Raw genomic sequence first — 23,957 nt, forward strand, 5'->3', positions numbered from 1 at the left:
GAGCACCGGGAGGGTGGCTAAACGCTCATCGGCACCGCGGCAGGATCGTCGAGTACGGCCCGCACCACCGAGTGGGCAGCGCCGAGCAGCGGACCCTCGGGCCCGAGGCGGGACACCGCGATCCCGCAGGCCGGTCCCGCGGTGCGTCGGCTCAACTCCTGTTCCAGGGACGGCAGGAGCCACGGCGCGAGGCGCGACAGCGCTCCGCCGAGCACGACCGACTGCGGGTCGAGCAAATTGACCGCGCCGGTCAGCGCGATCCCCAGGGCGCTTCCGGCGTCGCGCAGGGCCCGCCGCACCCCCTGGTCACCCGCGGCGGCGCGCTCGGCGAGGAGCCCGACCCGGCCGGTGCCCGGTTCCAGACCCGCGGCCCGCAGCACCGCCTCCTCACCGGCGTACTGCTCCAGGCACCCCCGCCCCCCACAGGGGCACGCCGGACCTTCTGGATACACCGGCACATGCCCCAACTCCCCGGCGAATCCACGGGTGCCGTGCAGCAGCCTGCCGTCGACGACGACCGCCGCACCGATTCCGATCTCGGCCGAGACATGGACGAAGTCGGCCGGGGCGCCGTCACCGAGCCAGAGTTCGGCGAGTGCACCGAAGTTGGCCTCGTTGTCCACGGTCAGCGGCAGATCAGCGGGGAGCAGGGTGGCGAGGTCGGTGTCGTGCCAGTCCAGATTGGGAGCCCGGACGACCGTGGCGGTGTTCCGGGCCACCAGGCCGGGGACCGCCACCGCGAGACCGGCCGGCCGCAGTCCCTGCCGGTTGGCCTCGGCCGTCACCTGACGTATCAGCCCCGTGAGTTCCTCGATGACGGGAGCCGGTCGGCGGCCTCGGTTGCTGCCGTGCCGCACCGCGCGCGCCCGTACCTCGCCGCGCAGGTCGACCGCGCACACCGCCAGGTGGTCGACGCCGACCTCGGCGCCGATTCCGGCCGGGCCGTGCCCGCTGACGGCCAGTGCGGAACCCGGCCGGCCGACCCCTCCGGGCCGCTGCGGACCCAGTTCCTCCAGGAGGCCCGAGCGGATCAGTTCGTCCACGAGGGTCGACACGGCGGCGCGGGTCAGTCCGATCCGGGACGCGACGGCGGCGCGTGACAGCGGTCCCTCGGCGGCGACGGTGTGCATCACCCGGGACAGATTGCGGCGGCGCATGCCCTGCTGGGTGTCGGGTGTCCCGGGGCGGGCCTCGTGGAGCGGTGCGGTCATTCCTCCGTCAGTCCTCGGTAGTGCGTCGGGCGGTCCTCGGTGGTGCCGCGGGGTGGAAGGGTTTCCCGACGCACCGCCGACGACTCGGGTCTCAGGCCGGGTCCCGGGCTGGGGTTCAGGTCGGGGACCAGGCCGGGTTCAGCCGGTCGGAGGTGGCGGGTCGAGCAGGGCGGACGCATCGGACAGTACCCCGGTGATGCGGTCCAGTGCCGCCTCGTCGCGGTCCACGGGGTCGAGCACCGGCCCGCGCGCGGTGCCCCAGCGGCGGGCCACGGCCGCCGGGTCTTCGCCGGTGAGCACGCCCGCGGCCTGCGCGGCGGCGCCGAGTGCGACCAGCTCCCGGGCCTCGGGCACCTGCACGGCGCGTCCGGACAGCCGCAGCACGGTCTGCTGCCAGGTCTTCCCGCGCGCGCCGCCGCCGATGAGCAGCAAAGGCGCCGCCTGATCGGCGTCCGCGTCGAGCACCAGGTCGAGTGCCTTCAAGAGCGCGTGCACCGCGCCGTCGTAGGCCGCCTGGAGCACCTGGCCACCGGTGGTGTCGTGCCGCAGCCCGTGCAACAGACCCGTGGCGTGCGGCAGGTCCGGGGTGCGCTCGCCGTCGAGATACGGAAGCAGCGTCACGCCGCCCCCCGGTTCGACGGCGTCACGGTCCAGACCGAACAGCGTGGCGATCCGGTCGACCGCGAGGGTGCAGTTGAGGGTGCACGCGAGCGGAAGCCACTCCCCGCGCGCGTCGGCGAAGCCCGCGACCGTACCGCTCGGATCGGTGGGACGGTGCTGTGACACCGCGTACACCGTCCCCGACGTGCCCAGGCTGAGCACCGGGGCGCCGGGACGCAGTCCCAGGCCGAGCGCGGCGGCGGCGTTGTCCCCGGTGCCGGGAGCGACGAGGGTGCCCTTCGAGAACGGCAGGTCGCCGACGTCCCGTACCGTCCCGGCGATCTCACCCGGCCGCACCACTGTCGGCAACAGTGCCGGATCGAGTCCCACGCGCGCGAGGATCTCTTCGTCGTACGACTCGTCGGCCGATGCCCACCAGCCCGTGCCGGAGGCGTCACCGCGGTCCGTCGTTCCGGATCCGGTGAGCCGCTCCGTGAGGTAGTCGTGCGGGAGCCGTACGGCTGCCGTGGCGCGGACCGCGTCGGGTTCGTGCTCGGCGAGCCAGGCCCACTTGGTGACCGTGAATGACGGGGCGGGCACACTGCCGACGCGCTCGGCCCACGCCTTGGGCCCGCCGAACTCCTCCACGAGCCGACGGGTCTGCGGCGCGGAGCGCACATCGTTCCAGAGCAGTGCCGGGCGCACCGGCCTGCCCCGCTCGTCCAGTGTGACGAGCCCGTGCTGCTGGCCGCCCACCGAGACGGCGGCGGCCTCGCGGGCGGCGTCCCCGCACTGGTGCAGGGCCTGCCGCAGCGCACTCCACCACTGCTCCGGGTCGCTCTCCCGCCCAGCGCCCGTCGTGACGGTGTGCGGGGCCTGCCCGCTCGCCACGACCTCGCCCGTGGCCGCGTCCACGACCAGCACCTTCGTGGACTGCGTCGAACTGTCCACGCCGACGACAAGAGGCCCTTCGGATGCTGACATCGGTACTCCGTTTCTGCGGGCCCGCCTCTCCCGCTGCGGCTGCGCCATCACCGTCATCCCTTCCCAGAGATGCTCGTGCATACTAATTTGTAAATCGCCATGACGAAATAGTCGCAGCGACCGAGGAGCCACCGCATGAGCTATCAGCCCACCCCTGACGACCGGTTCACCTTCGGCCTGTGGACCGTCGGCTGGCAGGGCCGCGACCCGTTCGGCGACGCCACCCGACCGGCCCTCGACCCCGTCGAGTCGGTGCGCCGTCTGTCCGATCTCGGCGCCCACGGCGTGACCTTCCACGACGACGACCTGATCCCGTTCGGTTCGTCGGCCACTGAGCGCGAGGCGATCGTCAAGCGCTTCCGTCAGGCGCTGGACGCCACCGGCATGAAGGTGCCGATGGCGACGACGAACCTGTTCACGCACCCCGTCTTCAAGGACGGCGCGTTCACCGCCAATGACCGCGACGTGCGCCGCTACGCGCTGCGCAAGACCATCCGCAACATCGATCTGGCGGCGGAGCTGGGCGCCCGGACGTATGTCGCCTGGGGCGGCCGGGAGGGCGCCGAGTCCGGCGCGGCGAAGGACGTACGGGTCGCACTCGACCGGATGAAGGAGGCATTCGACCTGCTCGGCGAGTACGTCACCGAGCAGGGCTACGACCTGCGCTTCGCCATCGAGCCCAAGCCGAACGAGCCCCGCGGCGACATTCTGCTGCCGACCGTCGGCCACGCCCTCGCGTTCATCGAGCGCCTGGAGCGCCCCGAGCTGTACGGCGTCAACCCGGAGGTCGGCCATGAGCAGATGGCCGGTCTCAACTTCCCGCACGGCATCGCGCAGGCCCTGTGGTCGGGCAAGCTCTTCCACATCGACCTGAACGGCCAGTCGGGCATCAAGTACGACCAGGACCTGCGGTTCGGCGCCGGTGACCTGAGGTCCGCCTTCTGGCTGGTGGACCTCCTGGAGACCGGTGGGTACGAGGGGCCGCGTCACTTCGACTTCAAGCCGCCGCGGACGGAGGACTTCGACGGGGTCTGGGCATCGGCCGCCGGCTGTATGCGTAACTACCTGATCCTGCGCGACCGGGCCGCCGCCTTCCGCGCGGACCCGGAGGTCCAGGAGGCCCTTAAGGCGTCCCGTCTCGACGAACTCGCCCGGCCTACCGCAGAGGACGGCCTGGCCGCATTGCTCGCCGACAGCGGCGCCTATGAGGACTTCGACGTGGAAACGGCCGCCGCGCGCGGGATGGCCTTCGAGCGGCTCGACCAGCTCGCCATGGACCACCTGCTCGGCGCCCGCGACTGACAGCGTCGACGGGACGGCAACGGGCGGCGGCCCGAGAGCAACACAACTCGGCCCGCCGCCCAAGCCGTCGTCCGCACGGTGCCGTCGCGATTAAGTTTGAGCCATCGTGCTAGGGCAGGAGCTGGCGAACAAGGTCCGACGCCGCAGACGTTCAGGCGCGGACCAGGTCCAGCGCCTGCTTCAGGTTGTACTCGGCGATGTCCGCCATGAACGCCCGGTCGGGGAAGTCCCCGTCGAGCAGTCGCAGCGGACCCGCTGTCAACGAGAGACGCTGCGCAAGCATGTAGAGCGCGAGCCTGTCCTCGTCCAGTCCGTCCACCGCCAGCGGCCGATACGCGTCGTCCAGACGGATCTTCAGAAAGACGTGCTCCCACTCGACGTCGAAGTACATCAAGCCCTCGATGTCGATCGCCACAGGGTTCCCGCCGGCGTCCACCAGCACATGGTCGGGTCCCAACTCGCCATGCACAACGGCGTACTCCGCGCGCGGGAGGACCGCCGCGGCCAGAACCCTCAGCCGCTCCTCCAAGCGGTCGCGCGCTGACGCGATCCGCGGATCACGCGACGCCGCCTCGGCGAGGTCCCGCAGAGCACGGTCCAGGACGATCCCCTCGCACGAAGTCCCCTGCGAGCGCTCGCCGCGGTCGACCACGGCCACCTTGCCGTACGCGGACGCCCGATGACTCCGCATCGCCTCCAGAGCCTCCCCGAGCCGCGCCATGACCGGGGCAGCCGCGCCCGGGTCGCGCGCGAGCAACTCCTCCAGGCTCTCACCCCGAAGGTCCTCCACGATCGCGAGACCGGCCGGGTGGTGGGCGCCGTCGCGGTCGACGAGACGGATCGCCGGGACGCGCACGCCGAGGGCGTCAAGGCGCCCGTGCGCGGCCTCGAACAGGTCGAGCCCGAGGCCGGGCGAGAACGGGTCGGTGAGATCGTCGTCGCCCTTGCCCGCCGGCCAGTAGTTCTCGGCGTCGTCCCAGAGATAGGCGATCGCCGTCGTCGCGTCGTCCATCACCAGGCGGTACACGCCTTTCTTGCTGCCGCCGGCGACCCGCTCGACCCTCTCCAGCCGCCGCCCACCGCCCAGCGCCGCCCGCGCCGCACTCGCCAACTGCTCCCGCGTCACTGCTCCGGGTGCCATGTTCCGAACCGCCTTTACGTCAAGACTGACCCGGGCACCCTACGGGAGCAGCGGCGAGGGGACCGCCTGCTCAGATACCGTGCGGCAACCGGAGGTAGGTCACCGTCGTCCTGATGCCGCTGTCGATCAGTCGGCCGTTCGCGTCGAAGGCGCCGTTCCCGTCCGTCATCCCGAAGTCGTTGTCGTTGATGAGGACAAGCGTGTCGTGCCGCACGCGCGCGACGCCCTCGATCTTGCCGGGCAGCCCCTGAACCTTGCCCAGGTCGGCGACGAGCTTCTTGCGCAGCACCGGCACGCCGGCCGCCGACGGGTCGGTGAGCTGCTCCAGGGAGGGTGAGGTGGTCTCCTTGTCCCACCGCTCGCCGAGGATGTCGGAGCGCCGGTTCAGTTCCACCACCTGAAGGCGTGCGGCCTTGTCGGTGCGCTCCTCGACGAGCAGACGCTCGCCGCCGAGAGCCACCAGTGAGGAGATCTTCAGCTCGGACGGGTCGTCCTCACTCGGATCCACGACGTTCACCGGGTCGATCCGGTACGCGTACTCGGCCGTGACCGCCTGCTTCCGCGGCGAGAAGCGGAACAGCCGCGTGGTGAGCGACGCCTCGCCCGCGCTCTTGTCCGGCAGCGACAAGGGGCTCTGCACGGCCAGCACCAGGTCACCACCCGGGAGTTGGGCCAGCCCCTCGAAGCCGCGGTTGATCTTGCGGTTCAGCAGCACTCCGGGCAGCGCCTCGACGACCGGGTAGTCCGCGCCCTTCAGGTTCAGCCCCTTGGGGACGTACCGCGAAAGGACCTTCCCGCGCGCGGAGACGTGCAGCAGCGAGGGACCGTACTCGTCGACCAGCCAGAAGCTGCCGTCCTTCGCGCGGACGATGCCCTCGGTGTCCACACCGTTGGCGTCGTACGTGAGGGCGGTCTTCGTGTCGTACGAGTACGGCGCCTCGTCGCGGCCGGGCTGGTTGGGCAGGCCCGTCACCGGCTTGCCCGAGCGCGTGGTGAGCGGGATGGCGTCGATGACCTTCACGGTCCTGCCGGTGACCCGGATCTTGACGATCGCCGGGTCGAAGCCGGGCACCGGGAAGGTGCGGCGCTTGGTGCCGTCCACCGTGATCTGGCCGTTGGGGCCGCGGTCCGTGACGGTCCAGAACTCGCCCTCGCGGCCGGCGGGATAGATGTCGCTGCCGATGCCGCCGAGCTTCACACCGCGGTCGTCGCTCACCGTCCCGGGCAGCAGATCGTTGCTGAACGCTCCCAGCGGTATGTCACCGAGCGTCGCCGCGCCGGTGATCCGGGGCTCGCCGTCGCGCGCGTGGGACGGCGCGCCGGTGGCGGTGCCGGATGCCGTGACCGCCGCGATGACGGCGATCGGTACGCCCACGGCGAGGCAACGGCGGAGACGGCTCTTACCGGTGTCGTGCGGGGACATCTGGCCTCCAGGAACGGAAGATCGGCTTGACGGTGGCCAGAATCCGCTGCTGTCGCCAACGTTCGGCGGACGGTGGGTGAATCGAGGCGGGCGTTCGGATGGCGCCTCCCGTCAGAAACCGTGAAGGACCGGCGCCGCGCGCGGTAACCGGTAGCTCGTCACCGCGCATGCGTCACCCGTCAGTCGTCTCCTCCTGCCGTGGCCAAGGCCGTTGCCGGATCGTGGGATGCCGGACCCGCCGGAGCCCAGTGCCCGTGCTCCTCGCGGAACGGCCACCACCGGCCGTCCCGCCCGAGCCGCACCTGTGTCCTCGTCCGGCCGCGCTGTTCGGTTCCGACCGTGGTCCACCGGTTCGTTTCGGCGCTCAGCGTGGGCCGCTCATCGTCGTCCCAGGCCGAGTCGACCGCCGCACGCGCGCGTGCCATCGTGTCGGCGTCCGGTTCCCAGGCGTCTTCCAGGGCCGTGAGGGCTGCCCGACCACCGTAGGTCCAGGCGCGTATCGCCCGTGCGATCTCCTGGGCGTCGCGGCCCGAGCCGTCAGCCAGTCGGGCGGTCGCCCGTGCGCCGGGACGGCCCGCGGCGAGCCGTACAGCGTCCTGGTCAGGCGTCAGGTCCGCCTCGACGGGACGCTGTTCATGACGAGGCGACAGTGCGTCGGACAGCAACTGGTGGGCCTCGACGGCGGCCTGGAGCGCCAGGAATTCGAGTGCTTCGGGATCCACCCCCGGCGCGGGCTGTGCGTCCGTGTCCAGCGAGGGCGGCAGACTCGGCTCAAGGGGCAGCGCGGCAGGGCCGGGCAGTGACGGCAGGACACTTTCGGCCGCGAACGCCTCGACCGCGTCCACGCCTTCCCGCGCGTTGTCGTCACGGTCGTCGCCGTCTGCCTGGCCGCTGTCTGCCTCGTCGGCCGGCGTGACATTGCCCTGGGTGATGCTGCGGACCTGCAACTCGTCCAGGATCGCACGCTCGTTACGGCCTCGCAGGAGGAGCAGTATGAAGGGGTCCTGGTCCAGGAGGCGGCCCACGTGGTAGCACAGCGCCGCCGTGTGACCGCAGTGGTCCCACGCCTCGCAGTTGCACTCGGGCTCCAGATCGCCGATGGCGGGCAGGAGTTCGACGCCGACACCGGCCGCGTCCTCGACCAGGTCCGGTGGCATGTCGCGGTCCAGGAGGGCCGCGATGTGTCCGGCCCGCTGCACGGCCATGTCCAGGAAACGGGCCCATTCCTCGTCGGTGAGCCGCTGCCACAGCACGTCGGCCCGGTGCCGGGTGCCGTCACGGTCCTGCACCACGGCGGTGATCCGGCCCGGACGAACCGACACCGCGCCCACGGCGCCCGCGCGGGCGAGCGCACGGCCGACCTTCAACTGCGCCGTTTCCAGGGCCGTGTCCTCCAGTGCCTTCAGCCAGGTCCGGCCCCACCAGGTCTGCGCGAAGCCCTTCCCCCGCGCGGGAGGCAGCGCGGCGAAGGTCCGCTCCTGCTCGTACGAGGCTTCGTGGCCGTAGGGCTCGGGGTCGCGGTCGGGGCGGTCGTCCCCGAAGTCGTCGGCGTGACTCATCGCGCGCTCCCTCGCAGTTCTACCAGGTCGGCCAGGTCGGCATCGGACAGTTCGGTCAGTGCCGCGTCACCGGAGCCGAGTACGGAGTCCGCGAGCGCGCGTTTGCGCAGCAGCATCTCGGCGATGCGGTCCTCGATGGTGCCCTCGGCGATCAACCGGTGGACCTGCACCGGCTGTGTCTGCCCGATGCGATACGCGCGGTCCGTGGCCTGCGCCTCGACCGCGGGATTCCACCAACGGTCGTAGTGCACGACATGCCCCGCGCGCGTGAGGTTCAGCCCCGTACCCGCTGCCTTCAGCGACAGCAGGAAGATCGGGACGTCGCCACTCTGGAAACGGTTGACCATCGCCTCGCGTTCCCCGACAGGCGTGCCTCCGTGCAGGAATTGGGACGGCACCCCGCGCGCCGCCAGATGCCGTTCGATGAGGCGAGCCATCTGCACGTACTGCGTGAAGACGAGCACGCTCGCGTCCTCGGCGAGGATCGTGTCGAGAAGTTCGTCGAGGAGTTCCAGCTTCCCGGACCGCCCGGCGATCCTCGGCCGCTCCTCCTTGAGGAACTGCGCGGGGTGATTACAGATCTGTTTGAGTCCCGTCAGCAGCTTGATGATCAGTCCGCGCCGTGCCATCCCGTCGGAACCGGCGATCTCCGCCAGCGTCTCGCGCACCACCGCCTCGTACAGGCCCGCCTGTTCCCGCGTGAGCGACACCGCGCGATCCGTCTCGGTCTTCGGCGGCAGCTCCGGCGCGATCCCCGGGTCGGACTTGCGGCGCCGCAGCAGGAACGGGCGAACGAGCCGCGCGAGCCGGTCCGCCGCGGCCGGATCCCCGCCGCCCTCGACCACGCGCGCGTAGCGGGTGCGGAACGTGCCCAGTCGGCCGAGGAGGCCCGGGGTCGTCCAGTCCAGAATCGCCCACAGTTCGGAGAGGTTGTTCTCGACAGGCGTGCCCGTGAGCGCCACCCGCGCGCGTGCGTCGATCGTCCGCAACTGCCGGGCCGTCGCCGAGTACGGGTTCTTGACGTGCTGTGCCTCGTCCGCGACGAGCATGCCCCACGGCACCCCGGCGAGCCGTTCGGTGTCCAGCCGCATCGTGCCGTAGGTGGTGAGGACGAACTCGCCGTCCGCCAGGGCCTCCAGGGAGCGCCGTGAGCCGTGATGGCGGCGTACCGGAGTGCCGGGTGCGAATCTCTCGATCTCCCGCTGCCAGTTACCCATCAGGGACGTCGGACAGACGACGAGCGTCGGGCCGGCCGTCTCAGGGCGCTCCTGCCGGTGGAGGTGCAACGCGATCAGAGTGATCGTCTTGCCGAGGCCCATGTCGTCCGCCAGGCAGGCGCCGAGACCCATTGACGTCATCCGTGCCAGCCAGTTCAGGCCACGCACCTGGTAGTCCCGCAGCTGGGCATCAAGGGCGGCGGGCTGTCCGACCGGCTCCATGCCTTCCGGGTCCGCGAGGCGGTCCCGCAGCGCCGTCAGCCACCCGGTGGGGTGTACGTCGACGCGCCGCCCATCAACCTCCGTGGACCCCGTGAGTACGGCACTGAGGGCGTCGACAGGGGTGACCTTGCTGTCCTGCCGGGCCCGTGCGAGACGGGTCTCTTCGGGGTCGACGAGTACCCACTGGTCACGCAGTCGTACGACAGGGCGATTCGCCTCCGCGAGCCGGTCCAGTTCGTCCCGGGTCAACGGCTGATCTCCCAGCGCGAAACGCCAGTTGAAGGCCAGTAGGGCGTCCGCGGACAGGAATGACGGCGCGTCCGACGACGTCTTGTCGGGGCCGGTCTCGTCGTCGGGTGGACCGATCACGGCACGCGCCGTGAGTTTGCGCGCCAGTTCCCTCGGCCAGTGCACGTCGACCCCCGCGACCGCCAGCGCGCGGGCGCCCTCACCGACGAGTTCGGTGACCTCGTCGTCGGCGAGGTCGATCGCGTCGGGCACGGAAGCCGACAGCAGCGGCGTGAGCGGTGCCCACGCGCGCGTGGCGCGTCGCAACGCCAACAGGACGTCCATCCGCGCGCGCGGCCCGAACGCCTGGGCCGGGACCCCCGACGCGGCCCAGACCTCGGCCGCGTCCGCGACGAGCGTCGGATCACTCACGCCGTGCACCTGGAGCACGGCCCGGAACGGGAAGCGCGTCGCCGCCGGATCGGCCGCCGCCAGGCCCGGCACCTCGATCCGCAGCGAGATTCGTACACCCGCGTCGTGTCCGGCGGCGACGTCGGCGGCCCACTCGCGCTGTTCCGGGAGGCGCTGCGGCTCGTGGGCGGCGAAGGCCGGGCCGCCGGTCGCGAGGGGCGCGGCGGGGGAGCGGGGCAGCCCGTCCGCCACGGCGTCGAGAAACGCCCGCAGCAGCCCCTCGGGTTCGGGCAGCCGCAGTTCCGGTCCACTGCCCGACGCCGCCTGCGTAGCGGAACCTGTGAGGGGCGCCGCGTGCGCGGTGGGTGGCATCGCCGCGGCGAGGTCCCGGATCCGCCCCACGTCCTCGGCCCGTAGCGGCCCGAACCGCCACGCGTCGTGGTCATTCGCCGTCAGCCCGGGGAGCAGCAGACCACGCGCGGCGAACTGGAGGGCGAGTACCGCGGACGCCCCCCAGAACGCCGCCGCCGGATGAGCCCCGGCCGCAGCACGCGCGCGCGTGAGTACCGGCAGGGCGAACCGCATGGGCATCACCACGGCGGGTACGGACACCGCCTCGACCGTGCCCTCGACGGGAACGGCGACGGTCAGCTCCTCGACCGTTCCCGCATCGGTCCCAGGCAGTCCCTCACCCTCCGGGAGCCAGAAGGCCACCCTCCCCGCGCGCGGGGGGTCAGCGGGCAGGAACACCACACGGCAACGGGAGAGTTCGGAGATCTCGGCGGGGGGCATCGCGGGAATCCTCTGCACAACGACGGCGCATTCCTCAAATTTGACTAGCGGGTGGGCGGCCGAGAGTACATCAGGCCAGGCCCGAAGGGGCGCGACAGCGCGGTGATCCGGCTCACCCCACCCCCGGGGTGTACTCAGCCCCCCTGTGTGCCACCGGGAGACCCCCGCGCTGTACGGGTGGTGGCGCCATGGCCGCCGACAGTCACCGATCCGTACGTTTCTAGAGGTCAGACCGTACGTCCCTGGAACGCCCGCAGCCGTTCCAGGTGACCTGGGCACCTCGCCCGCAGCGTTCCTTCCAGCAACCCAGAGACCCAGAAACCGGAGACTTACCATGCCCGAGGCCGTCGCAGCCGTCGCGGAACGCACCGCGACCTCCACCGGCACAGAGCCGGCCGGAAGCGAGTTCACGCCCCTCCTGCGCACGGTGAAGGGGCAGGGCCTGCTGGACCGCCGCACCGGGTGGTACGCCCTCGGAATCACCGTCAACGCCCTCGCTCTGGCCGCTGTCGTCACCGGCGTCATCCTGATCGGTGACTCCTGGTGGACGCTGCTCCTGGCGCCCGTGCTCGCGGTTCTGTCGTCACGCACCGCGTTCATAGGCCACGACGCGGGCCACGCGCAGATCTCCTCCGACAAGGCCGTCAGCCGTGTCATCGGGCTCATCCACGGAAACCTCCTGCTGGGCATGAGTCACGCGTGGTGGAACGACAAGCACAACCGTCACCACGCCAACCCGAACCACGTCGACAAGGACCCCGACGTCGCCGCCGACATCCTGGTGTTCAGCAGCGATCAGGTCAGCACGCGCACGGGGTTCCGCCGCTGGCTCACCCGTAACCAGGCATGGCTCTTCTTCCCGCTGACGCTCCTCGAAGGGCTCTGGCTGAAGGTCTCCGGATTCCGGGACCTCAGGCGCCAGTCCCCGCGCGAGCGGATCGTCGAGGGACTTCTCCTCACCTCCCATGTCGTCGGTTACGTGATCCTGCTCCTGGGCACCATGTCGATCGGCAAGGCACTCGTCTTCGCCGCCATCCACCAGGCGCTCTTCGGCCTGCATCTGGGGATGGCGTTCGCGCCCAACCACAAGGGCATGGAAATGCCCGCCCCGGACGGCGACCGCTGGGGTCATCTGCGCCGCCAGGTGCTCACCTCACGCAACATCAAGGGCAGCCCGCTCACCGACTGGTTCCTCGGCGGACTCAATTACCAGATCGAGCACCACCTGTTCCCGAGCATGCCCCGCCCGCACCTGCGGCTCGCCCAGCCCCTGGTCCGCGCGCACTGCCGCGAAGTGGGTATCTCCTATACGGAGACAGGGCTGATCGAGTCCTATCGTCAGGCCCTGCGTCACATGTATGAAGTCGGTGAACCCCTCAGGGTCGAGTAGGGGTCGCACATCAGGGGCGGATCAGGGTCGCGGCCTGGAACTGGACGGGGGGCCGCACCGTTCCTCAGTACAGAGAGCGGCAGCAGCCGCGAAGGAGGCGACACACATGTCGAGGAACGCGAAGATCGCCGCAGGGGGTGTGGCGGCCGGGCTCATCCTGCTGATCTGGCTGCCCTGGTGGGCCGCCCTCCTGATCGTGCTCGGTGTGCCGACGGCGGCATACCTCACGCTGGACCCCTCACAGCGGCGCAGGCTGCGCCGCGTGACCCGTAAGGAACTCGGCCGCTGAGCCGTCCACCGGTCGGGCGGCGGCCCGGACCGGCGACCAGGCCGCCCCGCGCGTGTACCGGGGCGGTCCACAGTCGCTCGCGGGCCTGCCCACCCCCCCGGCGGGCCCGCGGGCCTTTCCGTGCCCGCAGCGCTGGAGAGGCCGAGGCAACGTGACGTGTGTTCGTGCGAGGGCGCGGGCCTCGACGTAGCGGCGACCCGGGGTCAGGTGGGACGTACGGCCATCTTGTCCAGAGCCTCCAGTAGCGCCGGAAGCTCCGCTCCGCGCCCGACCGGCAGCACCTCACCGGGTTCCTCGTCGAGGAGTACGAAGGCGATGTCGTCGGTCCTGGCGACGATGGACCAGCCCGGCCCGTCGGCGCGCAGCGTCCGGGACTCACCGGATGCGAACGAGGACCGCACACGGCCGAGAGGTGGGGGCGTGTCCACATAGGCGCGTGCCTCAGCGAGCGCGCGACGGATCCCACCGTGCGGCTTCGCACCGTTCGAGACCTCGTCGCCACCTTCCTCGTCCCGGCCGTCGCCTTTGCTCGTGTCGGTGGCGTCCTTGTTCTCGCCAGCGGCGTCTGACGTATCGCCGTCACCGGCGGCAGCTGGAGCCGCGGTGCTGTCGGTCGCGAAGTCGGCGTCGTCGATCTGAGCCCGCCAGGCGGCCCACTGGAGCGCTATCTCGTCGGCGCCGAGCCGTCGCTGCGCGGCACCCCAGGTGCCTGTGTCCGGCGGCGCGAGCGGCGGGCGGTCACCGATCTCCTCGTCAGGAACGGGGTCATGGGGCGCCGGCAGTCCCGGGGCGGCAACGGCGAGCGCGAGAGGCCAGCCGGGCAGGGCGGCCACGACCGTACGCTCGTCCGGCGACAGGTCGTACTCCATACCGCAGTCCCAGGAGGCGATCGCGACGGCCACCAGGGACACGTCGTCCACGACGACCGTCCACCGCGCGCCGGAACCGTCCTGACCCAGCACCAAGCCGTACCCGTCGGCGAGCGGCGCCAACTCCAGTGCCGTGCACGCCTCCGGATAGTCGTCACCCAGCACGCTGGGAAACTGCGCGGGCGTCAGCAGCACCGCGGTCAGTACGTACAGCGCGTCATCCTCGGCGGCGACGGCGCCGTCGTCCGTCCCGGCCATCCCAGCCTCCCCATCGGTTCGTCCGTCGGCGCACCCTAACCAGTCGTATAAGTGCTAGTCGAGGGCGGATGAGCAGCAAATTTCGCTCGCGGAACGAGCGATCACGGACCTACCATGCCTGTCATGTCCAGGTCCCGCACGCACTTTGTCTGTCTGCCGTGCCGCGTCTCCTTCAAGAAGGCACCGGACTACGCGCGCGTGCGTGTCGACATCTGTCCCCGGTGCGGCGGACAGCTGCTGAACGCGGGTCAGGCGCTCGCCGCACCCAAGCGACGTGACGTCGCCGCGTGGCGCGCTCTGGGCGTCGTCCTCACCGCGGGAATCCGCTTCCGGCAGGACTGTTGCGGATGCGGTCCCGGGTACCGCCCGCGCACACCCCGCGAGGTCCGTGAGCGACTGGCGTACGCAGCCGCGACGGGGGTCACCGTGCGCCAGGCGCTCGTCTGCCCGGATCCGACCCATACGGACGTCAGGCAGCGGGCAGGCCGAGGAGGGTACGCGCAACCGTCTCCGGCGACTCGTCGCGTTCGCGCGCGAGGGCGATGACGGCCCGGGTCGCGAGTTCGCTGACACCGAAGGAGAGCGCTTCCGGGGAGACCCAGGTCCGCGCCTCGTCGATCGTCTCCTGGTCGTCGTCGGCGGAGGCCGCCACATAGGTCGCCGCGGCCTCGAAGAGATTCGGCGTCGATTTCCTTTCGGGTGCTGTCGTGTCCGTGGGCCAGAGCTTGCGGATTCTGCCGAACATACGGGCCACCCTCTCAGCCGTGCTGTCCCCATACCTGCGCGTTCATCTCCCCGCACTCAACCTAGAGTCGAAGACGCGGCGACAGAAGAGGGCACTCGGCGTGACGTGCGGTCGCGGCCGGGCCTTCAGGCAGGGAGCGTCGGCGGCCCGGGTTCGGTCAGGGAGGTCAGATCCGCCGGGAGCCGGGAGCCGGGAGCCGGGAGCCGGGAGCCGGGAGCCGGGTCAGTCGGACGGCGACGGTCAGGTGTCTGGGTCGTCGCGGCGGATCGCCAGCGCCAGGAACCGGGTGTCCTCGTCAACGTACGACGTCATGTCCCAGCCCGATTCAGCGAGCAGCGGTCCCAGCCGGGTCTCGGCGCGCAAGTCGTCGGCAGTGATCTGACGCCCTTGGCGGGCCGCGAGCGCCGCCCGACCGATCGGATGGAACAGCGCGAGCCGTCCTCCGGGCCTTACGACCCTCCGCAACTTGCGCAGATTGTCCACGGGGCGCGGCAGATGGGCGATCAACCCGGCCGCGAACACGGCGTCCAGGGATGCCGTGCGCAGCGGGAGTCGTGCGACATCCGCGAGCAGCAGCAGGGCGTGAGCGTTCCTGCCCGCCCTTACGGCGGCCTTGAGCATCGCCGGAGTGAGGTCGGCCCCCAGAACGACCCCGGAGGGGCCCACGGCGTCGCGCAGCGCCGGGAGGGCCCGACCGGTGCCGCATCCGGCGTCGATCACACGGTCGCCCGGCCGCAGACCCAACTCCCCTACGGCGGCCCGGTACGCCGGACCGTCGTCGGGGAATCGGGTGTCCCAGTCGGCCGCGCGTGCCGTGAAGAACTCCCGCACGTGTGAGTGGTCATCGCTCATGTCTCGCATGATCCCTCACACCGACGGGCGGTCCCCACGCAGTCCGGAAGGCGACTGGCCGAGTGGATCAGTCCCGTCAGCACCTCACTCGGTCATCCCGGCATAGGCGACGGCCTTCTCGATCCGCATCCGGACCAGCAGTTCGCCCGGCTGACCGTTGCGGGTGGCGAACTCCTCCGCGCGGTCCTCACCCATGTAGCGCGCGCCGATCCGGCCGGCCCACCTCCGCAGGTCGTCCAAGTTCTCGGACAGTTCGGCGCGCCCCTGGAGCGTCACGAACGCGAACGGCGGACGGTCGTCGTCCACGCACAGAGCCGCCCGGCTCTCCCTTGCCAGGTTCCGGCCCTTGACGGTCTCCTTTCCGGTGTTGAACACCAGATCGTCGCCGTCCAGGACGAACCAGATCGGTGCGACGTGGGGACTCCCGTCGGCGCGCACCGTCGACAGCTTGCCGGTGCGGGTGCCTTGCGAGACGAAGTCCCGCCATTCCTCGTCGGTCATCTTGTGTGCCATGGCCTCATCCTGCTTGCCGGGACGCCAAGGGTGGTGAAGGCTTGCGGGACGCGTCCTTCAGTCAGGAGGCGCCGATCGGGGGACATCGGGGAACGGGGAGAACGGGACATGGCACAGAGCACAAGGCTGAGCTGGCTGCTGGACGACCTGACCCAGCGCGTCGACCATGTACGGCACGCACTCGTCCTGTCCAACGACGGGCTGGTGACGGGCGCGAGTACCGCGCTCAACCGGGAGGACGCCGAACACCTCGCCGCGGTCGCCTCCGGTCTGCACAGTCTGGCCAAGGGGTCCGGCCTCCACTTCGGAGCGGGCCGCGTCCGCCAGACCATGATCGAATTCGATGACGCGGTCCTCTACGTGACCGCCGCCGGCGACGGCAGTTGCCTGTGCGTCCTGAGCACCGCCGAGGCCGATATCGGCCAGGTCGCCTACGAGATGACCCTGCTCGTCAACCGCGTCGGCGAACACCTCGGCGTGAACGCCCGTCAGCCGGAGCGGACCCCCACATCGGACGACTGAGCGTCGCCCGACCATCTCTCTCCGGTGCCCGACCACCTCCGGTTCGCAAGCGATCCAACTTTCTCTTACCTCGCTGACCTGCGGAAATGTGGATGTGCGCGGAGTTATCCACAGGCTTCCCACGAAATCCGGCATCCGAGCTACGGTTTTCCCGAGAACGATCACAGCTCACGGGGGAGAACCGACATGACCAGCAGGACCATCGCTCAATCCACGACCGCGACCGCCCTGGAATCCGCGACCGCGACCGTCTCGGGCTCCTGGGCCTCGACCGCTGAGGGGCGGCGGATCCCGTCGAGCCCGCCGACGGTCGCCCAGAGCCGCGCGGCCCGGGAACTCGGGCTCGCACGCATCGATTTCGACCTGGCCGTACAACTGGGCCGCATCCGCACCGTCCCGGACCGGTCCGGTGGTCACCGGCGTGTCCAGCAGGCGGAGTTGGACCGGGTGCGCTCCGCCGAAAGCTTCCCCCACGCCCTGCGCGAGAGCATCAAGGCCGTGGGCACCACAGAGGGCGCCGCCCTGATGGGTATCACCTCGGCCCGCTTCACGAAGCTGGCCAGACTGGGACTTCTGGTTCCGGTGAAGTTCTACATCAACCGTTACAGGGCTGTCGTGTGGCTCTATCTCGCCGAAGAACTCAGCCAGTTCGCTGCCCGGGAGGACCGCCGCGCGCTGCTCACCGGGCGCACTCCGGAGCATCTGCGTCCCCAGCTCGAAACGGGCACGGATCTGCGTCCCCGCAACTGGCGTGCCCGGTACACCGGTTGTCTGCTGCGGCAGACCGAGGACCCCTGGGAGCGCGCCGCCGTCACCGCGTCGCTGCTTCATCCGGACCGGATCGCCGAGACCGTGCAGGATCCCGGCGAGCGGGACCGCCTTACCCGCCTTGAACCGCCCCGCCTCGGTAAGGGCAACCCGAATTCGCCCACCGCGCAGATCGTGGAACGGATCATGACGGCGGAAGACGAGGACGAGATCGCCTGGCTGCAAGCGAGCCTCGGCCTCTGCCTCGCCGAGGCTCGACGTAGAGACACCGAACAGGCACCGAGCGGCGTGGCACCTAGCACCGCCGTGCCGGTGACCTCGGCTGCCGCCGGCGTCGTCGCCTGCGCCGCCGAGGCATCCACCCCGGCGAAGGGTGACCCCAAGCCGACGCGGACCCTGCTGAAGTGGCTGCGTCGCAGAGGGGTCTGAACTCGGCAGTCACGGTGGCCGAACGGCCGGGGCAGGGAGTACGGAAGCCCGGGGCCAGATGCCCCCAGGTGTCAGGTGCCGAGTTTGCGGAACAGCCCCTCCTGCACGACGGAGACCAGCAGGCGCCCGTCACGGTCGTAGATCCGCCCACGGGCGAGTCCCCGGCCGCCCGTGGCGATCGGTGACTCCTGGTCGTACAGGAACCACTCGTCCGCGCGGAACGGCCGGTGGAACCACATCGCATGGTCCAAGGACGCCATGTCGAACCCTCGGGGACCCCACAGCGGCTCCACCGGGATACGGACGGCGTCGAGCAGGGTCATGTCGCTCGCATACGTCAACGCGCAGGTGTGCACCAGCGGATCGTCGCCCAGAGGGCCGACGGCACGCATCCACACCGCGCTGCGCGGCTCGGCGTGCTCGATCTCCTCGGGCGTCCAGCGCAGCCGGTCCACATACCGGATGTCGAAGGGCTGACGCCGGGCGATCCGCTCGTACTGCTCCGGGAGCGCGCCGAGATGCTCCCTGATCTCCTCGGAGACCGTCGGCAGCTCCTCGGGGCCGGGAACCTCGCGGGCGGGCGGCAGTTGGTGTTCGAACGTTCCTTCCTCAGGCTTGTGAAAGGAGGCGGTGAGATTGAAGATCGTGCGCCCTTGCTGCACGGCGGTGACCCGGCGCGTGGTGAACGACCGCCCGTCGCGGACCCGTTCGACCTGGTACACGATCGGCACGCCCGGCCGCCCCGGGCGCAGGAAGTACGCGTGCAGCGAGTGCACGGGCCGGTCGCCGTCCGTAGTGCGGCCCGCGGCGACCAGGGCCTGGCCCGCGACCTGCCCGCCGAACACCCGCTGCAGCGACTCCTGCGGACTGCGGCCACGGAAGATGTTGACCTCGATCTGCTCCAGGTCGAGCAGGTCGACAAGCCACTCAGCTGGATTCGTCATGCGTCGTCCACTCCCACATCCACCCACTGAAAGGAACCCGTACTGTCCACAGGGCTCGCGGCCCGGCGTGGTGTCACAACTGGCCGACGTCGGTGACACGCACGACGGCCCGCCCCTCGGCGTCCGATGCGACCAGGTCGATCTCGGCACTGATGCCCCAGTCGTGATCGCCGTTCGGGTCGGCGAAGGACTGGCGGACCCGCCACAGGGCGCTGTCCCGGTCCTCCTCGATCATCAGGAGTTTGGGGCCGCGCGCGTCGGGACCCGTGCCGAGGTCGTCGTACTTTTCCCAGTACTTGTCCATGGCCTCGCCCCAGGCATCCGCGTCCCAGCCGGCGTCGGCGTCCATCTCGCCGAGTTCGTGGACGTTGTCGAGGGCGGCGAGTTCGACTCGGCGGAACATCGCGTTGCGGACAAGGACTCGGAAGGCGCGGGCGTTGGAGGTGACCGGCTTGACCTGGTCGGCCCGCTCCTGGGCCTCCTCGGCCGTCATCACCTCCGGGTTCGCGAGCTGCTCCCACTCGTCCAGAAGACTGGAGTCGACCTGCCGCACCATCTCACCGAGCCAGGCGATCAGGTCCTCCAGGTCCTCCGACTTGAGGTCGTCGGGGACGGTGTGGTCGAGGGCCTTGTAGGCACTGGCGAGGTAGCGCAGCACGATGCCCTCGGTGCGGGCGAGTTCGTAGAAGGAAACGAACTCGGTGAAGGACATGGCCCGTTCGTACATGTCGCGGATCACCGACTTCGGCGACAGCGGGTGGTCACCGACCCACGGATGGCTGCGCCGGTAGATGTTGTACGCGCCGAACAGCAGCTCTTCCAGCGGCTTCGGGTACGAGACGTCCTGGAGCCGTTCCATCCGCTCCTCGTACTCGATCCCGTCCGCCTTCATCGCCGCTACGGCTTCGCCTCGTGCCTTGTTCTGCTGGGCGGCGAGGATCTGCCGCGGATCGTCCAGCGTGGACTCCACGACGGAGACCATGTCGAGGGCGTAGGAGGGGGACTCGGGGTCGAGAAGTTCGAAGGCGGCGAGGGCGAACGTCGACAGCGGCTGGTTGAGCGCGAAGTCCTGCTGCAGATCGACCGTCAGCCGCACGATACGACCATCGGAGTCCGGGGTGTCGAGCTTCTCGACGATGCCGCCGTCGAGCAGCGACCGGTAGATCGCGATGGCGCGGCGGATGTGCCGCAGCTGCTGTTTGCGCGGCTCGTGATTGTCCTCAAGGAGATGACGCATCGCGTCGAAGGCGTTGCCCGGCCGGGCGATCACCGAAAGGAGCATGGTGTGCGTGACACGGAAGCGCGAGGTGAGCGGCTCGGGATCGGAAGTGATCAGCTTGTCGAACGTGCCCTCGCTCCAGCCGACAAACCCTTCCGGCGCCTTCTTGCGCACCACCTTGCGACGCTTCTTGGGGTCGTCGCCCGCCTTGGCGAGAGCCTTCTCGTTCTCCACGACATGCTCGGGCGCCTGTGCCACGACAAAGCCCGCGGTGTCGAAGCCGGCGCGTCCGGCGCGGCCGGCGATCTGGTGGAACTCCCGCGCGCGCAGCACCCGGACCCGGTTTCCGTCGTACTTCGCCAGCGCGGTGAACAGGACGGTGCGGATGGGGACGTTGACGCCGACGCCCAGGGTGTCGGTGCCGCAGATGACCTTCAGCAGGCCCGCCTGCGCGAGCTTCTCCACGAGCCGCCGGTACTTGGGCAGCATCCCCGCGTGATGCACACCGATGCCGTGCCGCACGTAACGGGAGAGATTCCGGCCGAACTTGGTGGTGAACCGGAAATTGCCGATCAGCTCAGCGATCTGGTCCTTCTCCGCGCGCGAGCACATGTTGATGCTCATCAGCGCCTGCGCCCGCTCCACGGCCTGAGCCTGCGTGAAGTGCACGATGTAGACGGGTGCTTGCTTGGTCTCCAGCAGTTCGGTCAGGGTCTCGGTGAGAGGCGTCTGACGGTACTCGTACGACAGCGGGACCGGGCGGGTCGCGGAGCGGACCACGGCGGTCGGACGCCCCGTACGCCGGGTGAGGTCCTTCTCGAACATCGACACGTCGCCGAGGGTCGCCGACATGAGGATGAACTGCGCCTGCGGCAGTTCCAGGATCGGAATCTGCCAGGCCCAGCCCCGGTCACCCTCGGCGTAGAAGTGGAACTCGTCCATCACGACCTGGCCGATGTCCGCGTGCCTGCCGTCGCGCAGCGCGATCGAGGCGAGGACCTCGGCGGTGCAGCAGATGACAGGCGCGTCGGCGTTGACCGACGCGTCGCCGGTCAGCATGCCGACGTTCTCCGTACCGAAGAGTTTGCACAGCTCGAAGAACTTCTCCGAGACGAGCGCCTTGATCGGCGCCGTGTAGAACGTGACCTCGTCGCGGGCCAGAGCCGCGAAGTGCGCCCCCGCGGCGATCATGCTCTTGCCCGAGCCGGTCGGCGTCGACACGATCACGTTGGCACCCGAGACAACCTCGATCAGCGCCTCTTCCTGGTGGGGATAGAGGGTGAGACCGCGCTCCTCGGCCCACGACTCGAATGCTTCGTAGAGGGCGTCGGAGTCGGCGGTCTTGGGCAGCTGATCGATAAGGGTCACCACCCCATCTTGCCTGTCTTCCGACCCGATCTGGGAATCGGACGCCCGTACGAAGATCACGAACGCTACGCTGATGCGCCAACAGGGCGTCAGTACATCCGGACGACGGGGACGGCGCGTGAGTTGATCACGTGGCCAACGGGGCGTTCAGGTAAGAGGAATGGGGCGGGGCACAACCATGATGGGACCGGCACACTCACTGTCAGGAGCGGCGGCCTGGCTGGGGGTGGGAGCGGCGGCGGCAGCGGCCGGACACACCATGCCGTGGCCGGTTCTGCTGGTCGGGGCGCTGATCTGCGCCGGAGCCGCCCTGGCGCCGGACCTGGATCACAAGGCGGCCACCATCTCGCGGGCCTTCGGCCCCATCTCACGGGGCCTGTGCGAGATCGTCGACAAACTCTCCTACGCCGTCTACAAGGCCACCCGAAAGCAGGGCGACCCACGGCGCTCGGGTGGACACCGGACCCTCACCCATACGTGGCTGTGGGCCGTGCTGATAGGCGGCGGCACCTCGGCCCTCGCGATCACCGGCGGACGCTGGGCGGTGCTCGGCATCCTCTTCGTGCACATGGTGCTGGCCATCGAGGGTCTCCTGTGGCGTGCGGCGCGTGGATCCACCGACATCCTGGTGTGGCTGCTGGCGGGAACCAGCGCCTGGATTCTCGCGGACATTCTGAACAAACCGGGCAATGGTGCGGACTGGCTGTTCACGGCACCGGGCCAGGAATACCTCTGGCTGGGCCTGCCGATCGTCCTTGGCGCACTGGTCCACGACATCGGCGACGCGCTGACCGTGTCGGGCTGCCCGGTCCTGTGGCCCATCCCGATAGGCCGCAAGCGCTGGTACCCACTGGGTCCGCCGAAGTTCATGCGGTTCCGGGCGGGCAGTTGGGTCGAGCTGAAGGTGCTCATGCCGGTGTTCATGCTGCTCGGCGGAGTCGGCGGCGCGGCGGCGCTGAACTACATCTGACGCGGACGCCGCCGCTCGTGAGTATGGCGGCCCGGCCGGAGGCCGGCGGCATGCTCAGGTCAGGTGCGGCGTGCTGCCCACACGGTGCGTTCGGTGCGGACCGTGAGGTCGTTGCGGCGCAGGATGCTGAGGGGGCTGTCGGTGTCGAGCAGTTGGTCGAGGACGGTGAGGTCCTCGGTGGTGAGGGTGTGGGCGGCGCCGCCGCGCAGGCGCTTCAGGCTGGTGAGTGCGTAGAGGCCGACCGCTTCGCTGTGGGAGCCGTCGATGTTCACCCTGATCGTGCGCTCGCCTTCGATGGTGAACCCGGCGGCGGCCAGCTTGGGGCCCCAGTCGGCACCGCGGTGAGGCACATGGTCGGCGTGGTGCTGCGCGAGGGCGGTGTGGCAGCGCTCCTCCAGGCCGGGCCGCTCGCTCGGGGCGTCGTCGGGAAGGAAGCGCGGGAAGCCGGCCAATTCCACGACGGCGAACAGTCCGCCGGGGGAGAGCAGGTCGTGGACCTTGCGCAGGGTGCGGTCGGGGTCGGCCATGTGGTGCATCGACGCCGAAGCCCACACCAGTTCGGGCCGGCCGAGTTCGGGCCAGTCCGTGTCGAGATCGGCCAACACCGTGCGTACCCGGTCGGCCGCACCGAGCGTCTCGGCCCTTTCCCGCAGGCGGTGCAGATGACCGGCCGATGCGTCGACGGCGGTCACTTCCGCTTCGGGGAAGCGTGTGAGCAGGGCGAAGGTGCCGGTACCGGTCCCGCATCCCAGGTCCACGATGTGGCGCGGATCGCTTTCGACGGGCAGCCATGCGGTGATGGACGCGATGTGCTCGGCGAGGACTTCCGCGTCCAGGTCGAGGATCTCCGTCTGGTCGTCGGACGCGTGGTCGTGGGAGTCCGGGGTGTGCTGGGGAACGGGGTGAGCGCCGTTGTGTGCCGGGTGCGGGGAAGCTTGGGTCATGGGCACACGCTAAGAGGGCCTTGCCGTCGTGGCAGCATGGTTCCCGGTCTGCGCAAGACGATGGCCGCAAGAACTGCCGAACGCGCAAGCGGCCGACCGTGGCGCCAAGTACGTCAGGGGCAGGGTCGACCGTTGTCGAGGACGTCGTCAGTGCGCTGGTGGCCGCGGCGGGCGTCGCGGTCGAAGATGCCCAGGATCTCGCAGGGCCCGCCCTCGGCGCCGATGGCGTGCGGCAGCATCGTGGGGAACTCCGCCGCCTGGTTGGTCTCGATCCGCAAGCGCCGGTTGCCAAGGAGCAGGATCGCGGTGCCGGACAGCACGACGAGCCATTCGCGGCCCTGGTGCGCGCGCATGCGTGAGGGATTGTCGGGCGGCGGGTTCGTCATGCGCTGACGCACCACGGTCATGCCGGGTTCCGCCTTGATCGGCCAGCGCATCAGGCCGTGGCTGCCGTCGATCACCGGGCTGGTGATGACGTCGTCGGCGGCTGTCTCGACGAGCTGGTCCAGTGAGGTGTCCAGGGCCCGAGCGAGGGTGACGAGCTGGTCCAGGGCAAGGCGGCGCTGGCCGTTCTCGATCCGGCTGAGAGTGGACTGGCTGACCTTGGCGCGGGTGGCCAGTTCTTCTAGGGACCAGCCCTGTGCCACACGCAGGGCGCGGATCCGTTTGCGTACCAGGCTGTCCAGCTCGCCACTGTCTTGCGTCATAGGCAACATCGTATGCCTTCGCCGCAAGGTGTGTTTATCGTCGTGAACACGGCCCCGGGGAGGACTGGGCCCGCGTGAAC

20 protein-coding genes are annotated in these 23,957 nt (G+C 70.1%); 6 read left to right on the top strand and 14 right to left on the bottom strand.

Annotated elements, in window-relative coordinates; all coding sequences use genetic code 11:
- Positions 1 to 17: 17 nt before the first annotated feature.
- Both ACFVT5_RS06780 and xylB read right to left on the bottom strand, forming a co-directional pair.
- Positions 18 to 1,211: an ROK family protein gene (locus ACFVT5_RS06780; RefSeq protein ID WP_389882208.1), complete on the bottom strand. Its 1,194-nt coding sequence runs from the start codon at positions 1,209 to 1,211 to the stop codon at positions 18 to 20.
- A gap of 138 nt (positions 1,212 to 1,349) precedes the next feature.
- A complete protein-coding gene (gene xylB, locus ACFVT5_RS06785; protein WP_389882210.1) occupies positions 1,350 to 2,795 on the bottom strand; it encodes a xylulokinase in 1,446 nt (481 codons plus the stop codon).
- Between the two features lie 135 nt (positions 2,796 to 2,930).
- Here xylB and xylA point away from each other — a divergent pair, with 135 nt between their 5' ends.
- The gene (gene xylA, locus ACFVT5_RS06790; protein WP_389882212.1) at positions 2,931 to 4,097 is read left to right on the top strand and encodes a xylose isomerase; all 1,167 of its coding nucleotides are present in this window, start codon (positions 2,931 to 2,933) and stop codon (positions 4,095 to 4,097) included.
- A gap of 151 nt (positions 4,098 to 4,248) precedes the next feature.
- Here xylA and ACFVT5_RS06795 read toward each other — a convergent pair whose 3' ends face one another.
- From ACFVT5_RS06795 to ACFVT5_RS06810, 4 genes are all read right to left on the bottom strand, one after another.
- Positions 4,249 to 5,238 (bottom strand): phosphotransferase family protein, encoded by a 990-nt coding sequence (locus ACFVT5_RS06795; RefSeq protein WP_389882214.1) that lies wholly within the window; start codon positions 5,236 to 5,238, stop codon positions 4,249 to 4,251.
- A 70-nt stretch (positions 5,239 to 5,308) separates the two neighbouring features.
- Positions 5,309 to 6,661 (bottom strand): esterase-like activity of phytase family protein, encoded by a 1,353-nt coding sequence (locus tag ACFVT5_RS06800; RefSeq protein ID WP_389882216.1) that lies wholly within the window; start codon positions 6,659 to 6,661, stop codon positions 5,309 to 5,311.
- 179 nt (positions 6,662 to 6,840) lie between these two features.
- Positions 6,841 to 8,220: an SWF or SNF family helicase gene (locus ACFVT5_RS06805; RefSeq protein WP_389882218.1), complete on the bottom strand. Its 1,380-nt coding sequence runs from the start codon at positions 8,218 to 8,220 to the stop codon at positions 6,841 to 6,843.
- Positions 8,217 to 11,090 carry an SNF2-related protein gene (locus ACFVT5_RS06810; RefSeq protein ID WP_389882220.1) on the bottom strand — a complete coding sequence of 958 codons (2,874 nt, stop codon included), beginning with the start codon at positions 11,088 to 11,090 and terminating at the stop codon, positions 8,217 to 8,219. The genes ACFVT5_RS06805 and ACFVT5_RS06810 overlap by 4 nt, the downstream gene beginning before the upstream one ends.
- Before the next feature lie 334 nt (positions 11,091 to 11,424).
- Between ACFVT5_RS06810 and ACFVT5_RS06815 the strand changes: the two genes are divergently transcribed.
- Positions 11,425 to 12,480: a fatty acid desaturase family protein gene (locus ACFVT5_RS06815; protein ID WP_389882222.1), complete on the top strand. Its 1,056-nt coding sequence runs from the start codon at positions 11,425 to 11,427 to the stop codon at positions 12,478 to 12,480.
- Between the two features lie 106 nt (positions 12,481 to 12,586).
- Positions 12,587 to 12,769 (top strand): hypothetical protein, encoded by a 183-nt coding sequence (locus ACFVT5_RS06820; RefSeq protein ID WP_389882224.1) that lies wholly within the window; start codon positions 12,587 to 12,589, stop codon positions 12,767 to 12,769.
- A gap of 203 nt (positions 12,770 to 12,972) precedes the next feature.
- Here ACFVT5_RS06820 and ACFVT5_RS06825 read toward each other — a convergent pair whose 3' ends face one another.
- From ACFVT5_RS06825 to ACFVT5_RS06840, 4 genes are all read right to left on the bottom strand, one after another.
- Positions 12,973 to 13,896, bottom strand: a complete 924-nt coding sequence (locus ACFVT5_RS06825) for a hypothetical protein (protein ID WP_389882226.1) — start codon at positions 13,894 to 13,896, stop codon at positions 12,973 to 12,975.
- Positions 13,897 to 14,365: 469 nt separating this feature from the next.
- Positions 14,366 to 14,641 carry a hypothetical protein gene (locus tag ACFVT5_RS06830; RefSeq protein ID WP_389882228.1) on the bottom strand — a complete coding sequence of 92 codons (276 nt, stop codon included), beginning with the start codon at positions 14,639 to 14,641 and terminating at the stop codon, positions 14,366 to 14,368.
- 240 nt (positions 14,642 to 14,881) lie between these two features.
- Positions 14,882 to 15,493, bottom strand: a complete 612-nt coding sequence (locus ACFVT5_RS06835; protein WP_389882230.1) for a class I SAM-dependent methyltransferase — start codon at positions 15,491 to 15,493, stop codon at positions 14,882 to 14,884.
- 84 nt (positions 15,494 to 15,577) lie between these two features.
- Positions 15,578 to 16,006 carry a PPOX class F420-dependent oxidoreductase gene (locus tag ACFVT5_RS06840; protein WP_389882232.1) on the bottom strand — a complete coding sequence of 143 codons (429 nt, stop codon included), beginning with the start codon at positions 16,004 to 16,006 and terminating at the stop codon, positions 15,578 to 15,580.
- A 108-nt stretch (positions 16,007 to 16,114) separates the two neighbouring features.
- Between ACFVT5_RS06840 and ACFVT5_RS06845 the strand changes: the two genes are divergently transcribed.
- Together ACFVT5_RS06845 and ACFVT5_RS06850 are read left to right on the top strand one after the other, a co-directional pair.
- Complete coding sequence (locus tag ACFVT5_RS06845) at positions 16,115 to 16,528, top strand: roadblock/LC7 domain-containing protein (RefSeq protein ID WP_389882234.1); 414 nt, start codon at positions 16,115 to 16,117, stop codon at positions 16,526 to 16,528.
- 186 nt (positions 16,529 to 16,714) lie between these two features.
- The gene (locus tag ACFVT5_RS06850; protein ID WP_389882236.1) at positions 16,715 to 17,725 is read left to right on the top strand and encodes a DUF6397 family protein; all 1,011 of its coding nucleotides are present in this window, start codon (positions 16,715 to 16,717) and stop codon (positions 17,723 to 17,725) included.
- Between the two features lie 71 nt (positions 17,726 to 17,796).
- Here ACFVT5_RS06850 and ACFVT5_RS06855 read toward each other — a convergent pair whose 3' ends face one another.
- Both ACFVT5_RS06855 and ACFVT5_RS06860 read right to left on the bottom strand, forming a co-directional pair.
- Positions 17,797 to 18,669, bottom strand: coding sequence for an acyl-CoA thioesterase (locus ACFVT5_RS06855; protein ID WP_389882238.1), 873 nt, complete (start codon positions 18,667 to 18,669; stop codon positions 17,797 to 17,799).
- A 73-nt stretch (positions 18,670 to 18,742) separates the two neighbouring features.
- On the bottom strand, positions 18,743 to 21,256 hold the full coding sequence (locus tag ACFVT5_RS06860; protein ID WP_389882240.1) for a DEAD/DEAH box helicase: 2,514 nt from the start codon (positions 21,254 to 21,256) through the stop codon (positions 18,743 to 18,745).
- A 178-nt stretch (positions 21,257 to 21,434) separates the two neighbouring features.
- On the opposite strand from ACFVT5_RS06860, the gene ACFVT5_RS06865 reads away from it, so the two are divergent.
- On the top strand, positions 21,435 to 22,226 hold the full coding sequence (locus tag ACFVT5_RS06865; protein ID WP_389882242.1) for a metal-dependent hydrolase: 792 nt from the start codon (positions 21,435 to 21,437) through the stop codon (positions 22,224 to 22,226).
- Between the two features lie 59 nt (positions 22,227 to 22,285).
- On the opposite strand, the gene ACFVT5_RS06870 is transcribed toward ACFVT5_RS06865, so the two are convergent.
- Both ACFVT5_RS06870 and ACFVT5_RS06875 read right to left on the bottom strand, forming a co-directional pair.
- Positions 22,286 to 23,170: a class I SAM-dependent methyltransferase gene (locus ACFVT5_RS06870; protein WP_389882244.1), complete on the bottom strand. Its 885-nt coding sequence runs from the start codon at positions 23,168 to 23,170 to the stop codon at positions 22,286 to 22,288.
- Between the two features lie 113 nt (positions 23,171 to 23,283).
- Positions 23,284 to 23,877, bottom strand: a complete 594-nt coding sequence (locus tag ACFVT5_RS06875) for a helix-turn-helix domain-containing protein (protein ID WP_389882246.1) — start codon at positions 23,875 to 23,877, stop codon at positions 23,284 to 23,286.
- Between the last annotated feature and the right edge of the window lie 80 nt (positions 23,878 to 23,957).

Origin of the sequence: Streptomyces sp. NPDC058001 (assembly GCF_042886315.1) — a bacterium.
Classification (GTDB): domain Bacteria; phylum Actinomycetota; class Actinomycetes; order Streptomycetales; family Streptomycetaceae; genus Streptomyces.